Source organism: Sphingomonas sp. GW821-FHT09E03 (genome assembly GCF_059416225.1).
The window spans coordinates 1-12,887 of the sequence record NZ_JBWKOS010000021.1 but is presented as its reverse complement, the minus strand read 5'-3'; the positions used below and the strand labels follow the sequence as shown (position 1 = coordinate 12,887).

10 protein-coding genes and 1 tRNA gene are annotated in these 12,887 nt (G+C 64.2%); 1 reads left to right on the top strand and 10 read right to left on the bottom strand.

Annotated elements, in window-relative coordinates:
* Positions 1–77: transfer RNA gene (locus AC07M8_RS19505), tRNA-Met, on the top strand.
* Here AC07M8_RS19505 and AC07M8_RS19500 read toward each other — a convergent pair.
* From AC07M8_RS19500 to AC07M8_RS19455, 10 genes are all read right to left on the bottom strand, one after another.
* On the bottom strand, positions 34–1,671 hold the full coding sequence (locus tag AC07M8_RS19500) for a recombinase family protein (RefSeq protein WP_495175888.1): 1,638 nt from the start codon (positions 1,669–1,671) through the stop codon (positions 34–36). The genes AC07M8_RS19505 and AC07M8_RS19500 overlap by 44 nt on opposite strands.
* A gap of 647 nt (positions 1,672–2,318) precedes the next feature.
* The gene (locus AC07M8_RS19495) at positions 2,319–2,516 is read right to left on the bottom strand and encodes a hypothetical protein (RefSeq protein ID WP_495175887.1); all 198 of its coding nucleotides are present in this window, start codon (positions 2,514–2,516) and stop codon (positions 2,319–2,321) included.
* Between the two features lie 179 nt (positions 2,517–2,695).
* Positions 2,696–4,243, bottom strand: coding sequence for a DNA recombination protein RmuC (locus AC07M8_RS19490; RefSeq protein WP_495175886.1), 1,548 nt, complete (start codon positions 4,241–4,243; stop codon positions 2,696–2,698).
* Positions 4,244–4,783: 540 nt separating this feature from the next.
* Entirely contained in the window at positions 4,784–6,139 is a 1,356-nt protein-coding gene (locus AC07M8_RS19485; RefSeq protein ID WP_495175885.1) for a hypothetical protein, read from the bottom strand.
* 1 nt (position 6,140) lies between these two features.
* Positions 6,141–6,656 carry a hypothetical protein gene (locus AC07M8_RS19480; protein ID WP_495175884.1) on the bottom strand — a complete coding sequence of 172 codons (516 nt, stop codon included), beginning with the start codon at positions 6,654–6,656 and terminating at the stop codon, positions 6,141–6,143.
* Positions 6,604–7,080: a DUF7665 family protein gene (locus AC07M8_RS19475; protein ID WP_495175883.1), complete on the bottom strand. Its 477-nt coding sequence runs from the start codon at positions 7,078–7,080 to the stop codon at positions 6,604–6,606. Before AC07M8_RS19475 ends, AC07M8_RS19480 begins: the two co-directional genes overlap by 53 nt.
* Positions 7,080–7,550, bottom strand: coding sequence for a hypothetical protein (locus tag AC07M8_RS19470; protein ID WP_495175882.1), 471 nt, complete (start codon positions 7,548–7,550; stop codon positions 7,080–7,082). Before AC07M8_RS19470 ends, AC07M8_RS19475 begins: the two co-directional genes overlap by 1 nt.
* A 120-nt stretch (positions 7,551–7,670) precedes the next feature.
* Positions 7,671–11,015, bottom strand: coding sequence for a UvrD-helicase domain-containing protein (locus AC07M8_RS19465; protein ID WP_495175881.1), 3,345 nt, complete (start codon positions 11,013–11,015; stop codon positions 7,671–7,673).
* The gene (locus tag AC07M8_RS19460) at positions 11,016–11,618 is read right to left on the bottom strand and encodes a hypothetical protein (protein ID WP_495175880.1); all 603 of its coding nucleotides are present in this window, start codon (positions 11,616–11,618) and stop codon (positions 11,016–11,018) included.
* Entirely contained in the window at positions 11,615–12,388 is a 774-nt protein-coding gene (locus AC07M8_RS19455; RefSeq protein ID WP_495175879.1) for a hypothetical protein, read from the bottom strand. The genes AC07M8_RS19460 and AC07M8_RS19455 overlap by 4 nt, the downstream gene beginning before the upstream one ends.
* Positions 12,389–12,887: the final 499 nt, after the last annotated feature.

Below are 12,887 nucleotides of genomic sequence, written 5' to 3'. Positions count from 1 at the left end.
CGCGGGGTGGAGCAGCCCGGTAGCTCGTCAGGCTCATAACCTGAAGGTCACAGGTTCAAATCCTGTCCCCGCAACCATCTTGATTTGTAACGCCTCGGCAGCCATCGGCTCCGGGGCCTTTTTGCGTTCGTCGCACGCGCATAGCGACAGCATCGACGCCAGTTCGCCACGCAGATCGATCGCAAGCTTTCCATCCTCTGGTGTCAGCACCACCGCCTCGATGACAGCGCGAAGGCGCTCGAAGGCTTGCGCCTTCAACGTTTCGTCCTCGAATGCGGCGGTGAGCTGTCCGATCTTGTCACGATACACACGGCTGAGGTCGGGGCGAAGCAGATCAAACTCGGTGGACGCCGGCTGCGCTGTCTCCTGCTCAGCAAGTAGGATCCTGCGCCGCTCCGTCCATATCTTCATGTCGTCGACGAACATGACGGCGTCGACGCCCTTCAGGATAGCCGCCTTAGCAAGGCCGATCTGCCGGTCGAGGTTCGCCAGCTCGACCTCACGCTCCGGACGGGAGCTGCTCTTGTCGGCCGCCAAGCGCTGGGTCTCGGTCTCATACTCCGTCAGGAATGCGGCGACGACATCATCACGGAGCATTTCCGTCGTGAGACCGGCAAGCACGCGCGTGTCCAGTTCATCCTGTCGAATTGTCAGCCGGTTGTCGCACCAAGTAGGCCCCTTCTTAGCGGACCCCTGGCAGCCGAACCGGCTTTTTCCTGATTTGGCGTAGCTGGCGCCGCAGCTGCCGCAGGTCATCTTGCCGGTCAGGAGATATTTGGGACGCTGTTGCGCGAAGAAGGGCAGGGTGGGTCCCGCCCGCAACTTCGACGGCCGAGCCAGCGTTGCCTGTCGCGCCTTCGTCCGCTCCCATAGCTCTGCCGACACAATGCGGAGTTCAGGCGCCTCGACGATGCCGGCTCTCTTGTCCTCTGGGTTGACGAAGGCATGGCGTTTGCCGGTGTCAGGGTTCTTACGATAGGTCTGCTTCCCGTAGGGACGCAAGCCGACGTAGAGCGGGTTGTTGAGGATGCCGGTGCCTCTCGCGGCATTGCCGGTCAGCGTATTCGGCGTCCAGGCTGCCGGTTTGGCAAGCGACTGCCCGCTGACCTTGCCGCTGCGTGGCGATGGTGTGCCTTCGGCGTTCAGCCGCCGCGTAATGGCGATGGGCGACAGGCCCGCGGCATAGTCCTCGAAGATGCGCACCACTATCGCCGCCTCGGCTGGGACGATCTGCTGCAAGCCGCGAATACGTTCACCATTGCCGTCATGCTCGACACGCTTTTCATAGCCGTAAGCAGAGCCTCCCGGATTTTTGCCGAGCGCGTGGCGGCGGACCAGCGCATCGCGCGTTTTTTCGCTGGTGGCGCTCAACTGTTCGGCGTTGATGGTACCCATCATGCCGATGTGGAGCGGAGTCACTTCGCCTTCCTTGCGCGTGGCCAGCGTGATACCGCGGAACCTGAGCCGCTCGTACAGCATCGCGATATCTGCCTGGCTGCGCGACAGCCGGTCCATCGCGTCCGCATAGACGATGTCGATACCGCCCGCCGCCACCGCGGCCAGCAACGCCTTCATGCCGGGGCGGTGCAGCGTCGCCGCCGACTCCGCCACGTCGGTAAAGCACGCCACTTCGTGCCAGCTCTGGCGTGCGATTTCCTGGCGGCACATCATCAGTTGCGTCTCGATCGACTGCACGTCCTGCTTGTCTGTCGAGAAACGCGCATAGATCACGCAGCGCATTACTTTTCCTCCATTTGTGCGTTCTGCATCTGAGGTGAAGGTCGTTATCATGGTTGCGCCCCCTTCTCGGTCGCGACCCCATCTTGCAGTGCTCGCTGCTGCCGTGCCAGGTCACGCGCCAGCAAACGCGCAAGTTCCAGCGCGAGATCGTGGAGCGGAGAGGGCGGCTTGGACGACATCCAAACCAGTTGGGAATTGCCGCGGCCGTCTGGCGCGACCCTCCCACACGGTTAGCATGGGAATAAGGGAGAGACGCCAGCACTCCTCCCGCTCATGATGAACAAGAACCAAGGCGATTGAATTACAAGCGGAACGGCTGGCACCGATCCACGGGCCCTGGCTTTCGAGCGCCGAACGATAGTGCGGTAGAGCGTGAGCTGCCGGAGGGTGAAGCCGACCAGTGGAGTGACGTACCCTGGGTGCATTCCCAGCCCTATTTTCACCGCCCACTAGAGGGGCAGCAGCCCACCAGCCAGCGCTCAAAAAGCGCATGTAGATAGTTGGTCAGCCCGATGAACTAGAGGGCCGGAGCGGCTTAGATCCGGCTTGCCTGCCGAACATCGATCACGCCCGATGTGTCAGAGGCTAATGCCGCGCTTTGTCATTTCGGCTCCGGCAATCTCCTTGAGCGGCGTAGCGGGGCCGCCTTCGAAGATATCGGCAAAGTCGAGCAGATCGTCGTTGTTCAAGGCTGCTATGGATGCCTCAATTCGTGCGAGGCGCAATAAAGTGCGGGCATCGCTATCAGCGATCCTCTTCATACGTGTCTTGAGCATCTGCGCCACTTATCAGGAAGGGGGCTGTGTAGGAATGTCTGGTTCCGGTGGAAAGGGGAATGGCCGCTTTTTGGCGCCGGTCCCGCGCAGTGGACGTTCGTTCACTGAGCAAGCGGCGGCCGCTTCGCGCCTCATTTCGGTCGTTTAGCCGCCTTTGCTTCGCTCCCGAAAGCGGCCGTTCATTCCTCCGACTGGGCGGCTTCGGGCTCGTCGTCCTCGCCGAGCACGAGATCGATGAGCGCAGGGGTCTCCGGGCCCTCCAGCATCTCTACGTCACGGAGCTTTCGGCTCACCGCTCGCGTGCGTTTGCCGGCCTCGTCGACCGTCTTGCGCGCCGTATCGAGCTGCTTGCCGAGCTTCTCCCAAACCTGGCCATACTTGGCGAACTCGGCCTTCGCCGCGCCCAGCACCTGCCAGACCTCGCTCGAGCGCTTCTCGATCGCGAGTGTTCGGAAGCCCATTTGAAGGCTGCTCAGCAGAGCGGCAAGCGTCGTCGGACCCTGAATCATGACGCGATGCTTGGTCTGCATCTCGCTGGCGAGGCCCGGGCGGCGGATAACCTCGGCGAACAGACCCTCGGTTGGCAGATACATGATCGCGAAATCCGTCGAGTGCGGCGGATGGACATACTTCTCGCAGATCGTCTTCGCCTGAAGCCGGATGGCCCGCTCGAGCGCCGACGCCGCCTTCTCGACGTCTTCGGCCATCCCGGCGTCCTGCGCGACCAGGAGCCGGTCGTAGTCTTCGTGCGGAAACTTGGCGTCGATCGGTAGCCACAGCGGCTCATCCTCGCCGGCGCGCCCTGGTAAGCGCACCGCGTATTCGACGATCTCGCCCGAGTCCGGTCGAACGCGGACGTTGGTCGCGAACTGGTCCTTCGTCAGCATGTCCTCCAGAAGCATACCGAGCTGGACCTCGCCCCAGCCGCCGCGCGACTTTACGTTGCTGAGCACACGCTTCAGATCGCCCACACCGGTCGCGAGATTCTGCATCTCGCCCAAACCCTTGTGGACCTGCTCAAGCCGCTCGCTCACCAGCTGGAAGGATTCGCCGAGCCGCTTCTCGAGTGTGCCCTGCAGCTTTTCTTCGACGGTCTCGCGCATCTTCTCAAGCTTGTCGGCATTGTCGGTGCGCAGCGTGTCGAGGCTGCCCGCCACGGTCTCGCGCAGCGCCTCCTGACGCTTGTCGTTGCTTTCCGTCAGCGCGACGATCCTGGTCTGAACCGCCTCCAGCGCGGCACGCTGCTCGTCGCGGCCTTCGCGCTGCGAGGCGATGAGCCGGTCGGACAGGCTCCGGACACCGTCGCTCGTCTCCTTGAGACGCTCGGCCTGCGACGCGGCGAAGCCCTCGGCATTCTTCCGCACCGCATCCTCGAGCTTCGTCCGGCCGTCCGCCGCCTCTCTGCGCATCTGTACGAGCTGGTCGGTCTGGCCCTTGCCGAACTCGCCGAACCTCGTCTCGACGGCGGCGAACCGCTTCTCCAGCGCCTCGGTCTGCGACCCGAAGGCCGTGCGTAGCTCGGTACGGCCCTCCGTGGCTTCGGTGCGCATCGCCGTCAGCTGATCGGTCTGCGCCTTGCGGGCCTCGCCTAGTCGGACGTCCATCGCCACGAAGCGGCCGTCCAGCGCCTCGGTCTGCGAGCCGAAGGCGGCCCGCAGCTCTTCGCGGCCAGTCCGTGCTTCCTCGCGAAAGGCCGCAGGCAGCGCACTGGCGATCTGCTCGAGCACCGCGATGCGCGTGACGAACTCCTCGGGTATCGACGCCGGGCGGCTGACCTTCTTGAGGATGAAGAGGCAAATTATCACGACGATTAGCGCCAGGCCGACTGCCGCGTAGACTGCTAACTGCATTTCCTTCTCCTAAACCGTGAACGCCGCCTGGATGACGCCTCGTCAACTCTGCTTCCGAGCCGCCCGTCAGGCCACCCAACGGATCATCAGAACCCGCGTCTCGCACGTGGAACGCGTCGCGAAGAATGCCCGCGCCACCGGAAAGCCGATCAGCTGCCCGTACACGTCGACGATGTACCGGAGTTCATCGTTCTGCCCTTTGCCCATTAGTTTCTCTATTCCTGATACCGGCACAACAGGGCGCGTAGACGTTAAAAGCTGTCACCCCCGAACTCGCGGAGCAGGCAAAGCGCGTATGAGCTGTATCTCCTCGATCGTCGCAAGGCCGCACGCGCAAAGTGCTGGCTATCGCATACAGCTACCTTTTCGGCATCGACCAACGATGGATGCCTCCGCCGCCGCGAACGGTGGGGTCAGCTATGCTTTCGTTGTTTTGAAAATCACTGCCTCGGATCCTTCCCGCATGACCACGCTGCGATGCTGCAAGCAGGTCAGATCGAGATTGCACACCGTTGGCCGCATGCCATCGACGGTCATCCTGACGATCTGCGCAATCACCATTGCGGCCGCCACCATACCCACGAATGGAGCGCCGACGGCGACCTGCGCCAGCTTGGTCAACCCGCACTGGTCGAGCGTCCCCCGATCGCTGAGGTCGCGATAGGCAGAGGGCAGACTGTCGAGGTCCGTGTTCACAGCCGCTTCCCCCCGATCGGCCCATACCTCCGCCGCGCTGACCGGCGCGGGGAAGCTGTGGGTGCGGATCAACCGGAAATCGGCCGAACCGTCGCCCAGCCCCGCCTCGAAAACGGTCGCGAAACCCGCTCCCTCAAGGATTGCGCGCGCCTGTGGATTGTCCACTCCGCACAGCCCCAGCGCCGGCTCGTCGTGGGCAACCCTGAGGTCCTGCCCGAAACGCCTCTCGATCAGCATGCTCCTGAAGCCGCGGGCTCTTGCCCAGTCAGCGCAGACGCGGGTCTTCATCTCGCCCTCGTCGGCAGCAGTGGTCAGCACCGAGGTGCTCTCGGTCGAGGCGCCGGCAAAATCGACGTCCTGGAGAAACAGTCGAATTTCTTCGGGATTCGGGTATGGCAGGAGGCCGATCGCCCACAGGAATGCCTGTCCCAGGTGGCCAAGGCCGATCAACCAGAAGTCGGCGGGTAGGACGTCAGGCACGGAACCATCGGACATCGCCGAGCGCCAATCGGCGGCGGGATCCCAGAGGGACAGTCCGACGGCGCGGTTCCCGGCCATGATGTCGCCGTCCATGTGGGCGAAGGCCTCTGCCACACCGAGAGCGCCTGCTAGCGCTCCCGAGAGAGCGAACTCCGTAGCTTCGTCGAGTGGCGTGGCCGACGCCGGCACGATGCCGCCGCGCCAACCGCTGAAGGTCGTCCGGACAGCAAAGCCGTCTGCCGGGTCGAGGGCCGTTCCGATGGCGATGACGGGTGCGCCCTCTGGCGCCTCCTGCACGATCTGGCCGTTGAGATGGCGGACAGCGTCAGCGAGCGTTTCCGCAGGCGCGATGCGCACGGCCAGCGGCTCCTGCAGGGCGCCCGAGACCGTGACGCCGCCCAGGAAAGTCCTTCGTCCGCAGTTGAGCGCGGTGAGCAGCGCGGCCTGATGCGTCGGGCTTCGGGATGCGCGCTCGCCGATGACGATGTGCAGCCGGAAAGCCCGGAGCCGATCCATCGCCTCTTCGACCGTCGCCGCGACGCCGCTGTCCACGAACAGCTTGGCTGAGCGGTTCAGTCCTTCGATCAGATCGTCCATGTCACCCTCCCGTGATGCTCAGCGTCGGCCGCAGAAGTGAAGGTCGGAGGCGGTTCCAGTTGAACCGCCCAAGGTATCGATAGAGTCCCACCTCGCGGAGCCGAAGCGGCGTCGCCGCGAAATTCGGCAGGATCATCGCGATATGGCCGGGTTCCGCGATGATCGGGTGCTTGCGATCGGAGTCGCTTTGACCCGCTTCACCGCCGTGGGTGTGGACGTCTGCGACGACGATCTCGCCCCGTTCGCGGCACACGGCCCACAGATCCGCCATGCAGCCGCCATCAATGACGATGATGCCGGTGTCGAAGGCGGCCGGATCGATCTCGTCGTAGAACACGATCGAAGTGACCCGCCTCGGTCCATCCCCGGGCCCGAGGAGGAAGGCGCCGCTTTCGCGCTCGTAGCGACCGCGATCCTGGAGCCCGACCAGCAGCTCGCGCCAGAGGCCGGATGGGATCGCGAGATCAGGCCGCCGACCGAAGAGTCGGGTGATGAGAGCTAGAGGAGAGAAGCTCATGGATGATCTCCAGATAATGAATGATCCCCACGGCCGGCCTCCACAGAAGCTCGGGATGGGAGTTGTTCCAGTAGTCGTGCCCCGGCAGCGCCAATCGGTCGCAAGGCAGGTAGAGCGCATTCGGGTTCCAGCCCGGGTTGAACACCGCCGCGACGCGCCCCACGCCTTTGGGCCACCCTGCGGGCGAGAGCGGCTGGCCGGTGGCAGCATCGCATGGCCGGGCGTTCGGCAGCTGAGCCGGATATCCGTCTAGCTGGAAGCGGAAGGCCCAGTCCGTCCCGTCCCGCGCCGTCACCGCGATGTCGGCGATCGGCCACTGGATGCGAAGGATGCGCCACCGCCCCCCGAGGACCGCCAGCTGGAAATCGGGGCGTTCCGCGTGTTCGCGGAACGCCCTCTCGGCCGCGGTGACCGGCGCGTCCATCAGCCCTGGACCAGCTGCTTACGGACGAGGTCGAAGCTCACCTCGCGAGCTCCGTGGGCCAGCGAGCCCAGGTGCTTGTCGAGGGCGGGCTTCTCACGGGTGCCGCTGATCTGGAGCACGTGCTCCTCGGCCTCCTCCTTGCCGAGGCCCGCCTTCTCAACAGCCCAGCGCGTCACCTTCGCGATGGTGGCGGAAGGCGGGAAGCGATGGTGGAAGGTGTCGGCCTTATAGTGGACCTTGACCTCGATCTCGCGTGCCCGGTGGGCATGAAAGACCGGCCGGTCGTGCCCATGGAGCAGGTGATGATGCTCCATCGGCTCATCGTGATCCTCGTTGAAGATCAGGAGCTCGGCGACATCGATGCCCCGGCGCTCGAGGTCCTTGAGTAGATCGGCGACGATGGCGGCTTCGCCGAAGTCGAAGCGCGCGAGCGGTTCGGTCTCGATGGCGACGAAGATGATGGTGGACATATGGGACGGTTCCTTGTGTTTGGACGGCACATCGCCATCCTCTGGGAACCGGATCGGTCGCGAAGGCCGAAAGCGGAAACAGGCCTCACAAGAATTTTCGCAGGCGGCTTCCCCGCCTATTCAGTTGGCCGGCTCGCCCGGCACCGCGCACACGAAGAGATACGGACAGCGCGGACATCCAAAGTCGCTTCTGATTGGCTCGAACATGCCGGCCCGGATGTCGGCGACCGCCTCGTCGCAGTCACCGATGCGCTTTCCGAATTTCGCGGCGGTCTGATCGATGAGCGCGACGCTCCCGTCCTGAAGGTAGTGGTTCTCGACCCGGGCGCCCGCACCGAACGTCTCGCGGACCGCCTTTAGCATCAGTGTGGCCGACAGGCGATCCGGATCCGACTTGGACAAGCGGCCCGATCGGATCGTCTTGAGGACGGTCGTAGCGCCATCGGTCTCGATGCGGTCGACGCGGATGACGATGGCCTCCCCGCCCACGCGCGTGGACATGTCTCCTCCTTTGAGGCGGTCCCCCCTCGCGGACCGGTGGAGCCTGTCCAGCATGCCGACGGTCAGCCTGCGGTAGGCTCCCCCGAATGGGTGCTCGTCGAGTCCGCTGACGGACCAGGCATCATCGAAGATCGCTTGGGCTCGGACCTCGTCGTAGGTTTCGCCTTCGGGAAGCTCTCGGATGTAGGCGAGCACCTTCTGCAGGCAGCCATGTGCATCAAGATAGGCTCCGACCCGGCTTCGGCTCGTCAGGCCGAGCACTCGGGAGTAGAAGAAGCGTCTCGGACAGCGCGCGTAGCTTTCGATGTCGGCGGCGCTCAGCCCGCTGGGCGCGCATGGTGACGCGATGGGCGAATAGGTCGCCACCGGCTTGACGCGCGGCACGCCGGAGAGGCAGTTCGCGACTGCGACGGGGACGCGGTCGAGGAATTTTGACGGGCTGGAGTTCCTGCCGTTTCTGGTCGCTGGTCTGTACAGCCGGAGATGCGACTTGGCGCGCGACATCCCGACGAAGAGGATGCACTCCTCCTCGGCCTCGTGTGCGTCCTGCTCCTCGCCGTCGATGAGTCCGACCGGCGGCGGGCAGGCCGGCGGACGATTCGCAGCGGGAATGGCGCCAGCGTAGAGCCCCGGCATGTGCACGGCCTCGAACTCGAGCCCCTTGGAGGCGTGCACCGTCATCAGCCTTACCCCGTCGAGACCCTCGAGCTCAGCGGGAAGCTGGCGGAGATCGCGTTCGTCGGCCAGTAGGATCATGTGACGCACCCGATCCAGCGCTCGGCGGATCGGGCCGCCCTTGCCGGAGTACGGCATCTGGCGGAGCGCATCGAGCAGCTGGCGTACTGCCACCCGCCGCATGTCATCCGAAGGCGACTGGCCGGAGAGCACGGTACGAAAGTAGTCGCTTTTGTCGAACAGGTAGCGTCCGAGAGCCAGCCAGGGCGTCGTCCCGCGCGTCATGCCCTGGATGTGGTCGCCGAGCAGGCGGAGACCTTCACGACCTTTCGGCGAGAGACCGTTCGTTCCCTCGAGCTTCTGCAGCAGGTCGGAAACCCGCTGCTCGGTCGCCTTGGCGGTCTGGATGACCGCGAGAGCATCTTCGAGTGGCACGCCGTATTCGGGCAGACCCGCCGCACGGACCAACCCCGGCCCGACGTCCTCCGCGACGATGGAGAGGACGCACAGCAGATCCTTGATCTCGGAACGCTCGAAGAGTGGGCCGAGATAAAGGACGGGGATGCCGCGGGCATCGAGTTCGTCGGCGATCTTAGCCAGGGCCCCATTGCTCCGCGCGAGCACGGTCTGATACGCCAAGGGGACGCCGGAACTCTCCAGTTCTCGGATGGACCCCGCCAGCTTGTCCATCTCGCTGTCGCCGTCCGGCGCTACGAAGATCGCGGGCGGACGGCCGTTCGGCCCCCGGGTCGCGCTGAGCGCGGAGCCACCGGCAAAGGCGCTGACCTTCATCGTGCCGCCGAAGCTGGTGTAGAGCCGGACGATCTCATCGCTCGAGCGGTAGTTCTCTTCAAGACCGTCCCGCAATCCAGACGGGTAGTCGGTCTCGAAGCGCGCGATGTTGGCCGCCGAGGCGCCGCGGAATCGATAGATGGACTGGCGGGCGTCGCCGACGACCCAGAGGTTCCGACCATCCCCCACAATCTCCCGCACGAGCATGGCGCTAGCCCGGTTAACGTCTTGGTATTCATCGATGTGGACGTGCGTGAACCTCGCCCTCATCGCGTCGCGGAAGTCATGGTCCTCACGCATGAGCAGCGTGGGCCGCATGATAAGATCGCCGTAGTCGACGGCCCCGTCGGTAGTCAGAGTCTCCTGGTAATGCCTGTAGACGAGCGCCACCTCTCTCGCCTTCTCCGCGGCGAGAAGGTCGTCGTCGGTTTTCGCCGCGACGCGCATCGCCTCCGCGAGACGGCCGTATTCCTGCCAGGTGCAGAGCTCGTCCTTCGCCCTGGCGATTGCACGCAGGATGTCGCGAAGCGCCAGTGCTGGCTCCATCAGGTTCAGGTAATGCGCCACGTCCAGCGCCGGCAGAGCCTCCTCCAGCATCGCGACGCCCTCGCTGGGCCCCACGACGGGCGGGTCCTCGGATACCCCGAACAAGGCGTGGTGCCGTCGGATCGTGTCGAGTCCGAAGGCGTGGAACGTCCCGGTCCACACGTTGACGGCCTTGGGGCCGGCCGCCTTCTGCACCCGTTCGGCAAGCTCCAGCGCCGCCCTGTTCGAGAAGGTCAGCGCGAGGATACCGCTCGCCGGCACGTTCTCGTCGAGCAGCGAGACGATCCTGGCCGTGAGGGTCTTGGTCTTGCCCGTCCCTGGCCCCGCTCGCAGGAGGAACGGTTCGCCTCGGTGGTTGACCGCCCTGGACTGTGACTCGTTGCACCCGGGGCCTGGGCCCACGTTGTCGGTTGCTCCGACGGGAAGATCCGGCAACAGAAGGCCGTCCGCTAGCTGCTGGAGGACAATCTCGTAGCGGAGTCGCAGACTGCGCGAGATGTCTGAGGCCGTGCCGCCGTCAACGAACATTCTTCTCGCGAGTGGCCTCGGAAGGAGAAGTTCCCGTGCGAAGGCGTTCGCCTGGGTCTCTCGCCTCTCCTTAATCCCGTAGGTCTCGATCCGCTGCGTCGGATCCCCGCCGTTCCTTTCCGCGCGGGGATGGTACCCCGGGGAGGGGCCATCATGGATCTCGTAGTGGCCGATCTCGTGGGCGAGGACCTCGGCGAAGTTCTCATCCGAGAGGTCGTTCCGAATGACGATGGTCTTGAATTCGCGATCGAGTTGGCCGTGGCCTCCCTCGAGATCCGGATGATCCGGATTCCTCCGCGTCACCTTCAGGCTTCGGAACGTGGCCACCATCTGCGCAGCGTACGTGCCGGTCACGGTATCGGCTACGCCGGCCGCCTCGCGGAGTTCGCGCGCCTGCGATCGGATGATGGCAAACTGGTCCATCTAGGGCTCCAGCGAGTTGAGCCAGAACCTCTTGTCGTCATCGCTCAGTTCGGAATCCCGCACGACGTCGACGAAGCGCATCTTGCCGACGACCCGCCGTCCACCAGGCGCGAAGAAATCGGCATAAGCAGCCCTGTCGATCGTCGTGAGCGACGACCAGATCGCCTGCTGCGGGACCTCCAGCTCCGCACCGAACCATCCGATGAGCTTCGCCGGAATCGACATTTCATCGACCTTGCCTCGGACGATCTGCCGCAGGATGTCGATGTCGATCCTGCACTTGGTGGAGACCTCCCCCAGTAGGTCTGCGGAAAGACCTTCGAACGGCTTCGCGTCTGTCGATGCCGCAGCAGCCCAGAAGCGTTCCAGCACCAGGTGATGCTCTCTCGCCGTACGGGTGACCTCGAGGTTATCGTCCGACAAATCGCTCCCGTCGGATGCGAACCACTCGGCGGCGAACGCGAGAATGTCATCGCGCGCGTCGGGATGCGCGTCGGCGATCTCGCGCACGCGAGCACCACTGGCTCCGCCTTCGAGCTCATCGTGAACGCCGGCCAGGATTTCATCTAGGTCGAAAGTGGTGGGAGGATTGTTGCTCATCATTTCACGCTCTCCCGCGCGCTGCTTCGCGCGCGCTTTAATTCTCCGCGAGCCTTCGCCCGCACGCTTTCCATCAAGTAGCGGACGTTGCGGGAGGAGCAGCCGATCAGGTGTGCCGCCTCCTTTTCTGTCATGCCCATCTGTTCGACGTAGACGACCGCGAGCTTCTCGTTGTGGTTCAACATTTCCTGAATCTCCAGGAGTTCCGCCCGGACCTCTGCCAGCGGTCGCTCCGATCCGGCGTGATGCCTCCCGAGGAAATCGGCGGCCTCCTCGCCCGTCATGTCGCTCTCCGAACCTACGAGGGATTCCTGCGCGACCTCAAATCCGGTCTGCCGGCGGACCTTGCTTATCGCCGTGAGGAACAGGCGTTCCGCACCTATCCTGAAGCCGAACTCAAAGATGTCCATGCGATCATCGTGGAACCATTCGGCGACCTTGGTGGCAACCTCCGCCTGCACAATCTCCCGCTGCGTCTCGGTCATCCACGACATAAGCCGGTCGCCGGAGCGCTCCAGACGGGAGTAGAATGCGACGACCAGCCCGTCATAGGCTGGGTTGCTCCTGTTCGGCCGGAAGTTGCGCATCAGATATACGAGCGTCTGCGGGCGCAGCCGGCCCAAGCTCGCAAGTGCGAAGGCGTCGTGGAGAGGAAGCTCGAGAGTCGCCTCGATCTCCTCGGTCACCGCCTTCGGGCGGACGTACGGAGCGCCCGTCTTGCGATCAATACGCGTGAGCGGCACGATGGCGCTCTTGGAGTTCGGCTCGGTCATCATCGGCTCACTGATCTGTAAGCGGTGTGGAAAGCGGAAACAGAGCCGAGAAAAAAGTTCGTTGCGGCTGGCGACGCCTTAGCCGCTAGGCACGTGCAAGGAAATCCAAGACATTCCGCTCGTCGGTCCAGCCGACCTTAGTGCTGGCCGCCGCTCAACCGCTTACTTTGTCGAGTATACGCCTTTGGGGAGGCCGGCAGCCAAGTGAATGGACGGCAGCGTCTTTGGCCCCCCTTCAAACGATTTCGATTGGTCGACAGTGGTCGGAGCGATCAGTCCTTCAAACGGCGGCTAATCCTAGGCGGCTGCCCAAAACCGGTCAGACCGCTACCGGCCCAGTTTCGGTCATCGGTTACCGCGTGAACCAACGGCCGCTTTCAGGAAGCGTATGAGCACCCCTGAGCGGCCGAAACTGGGTCTTGTGGATGTGCATGGAGCGCAGCGGGTCAGAGCAAGATGACGAATGCCACTACGTCAGCACTATGCTTTTCCTGAGAAT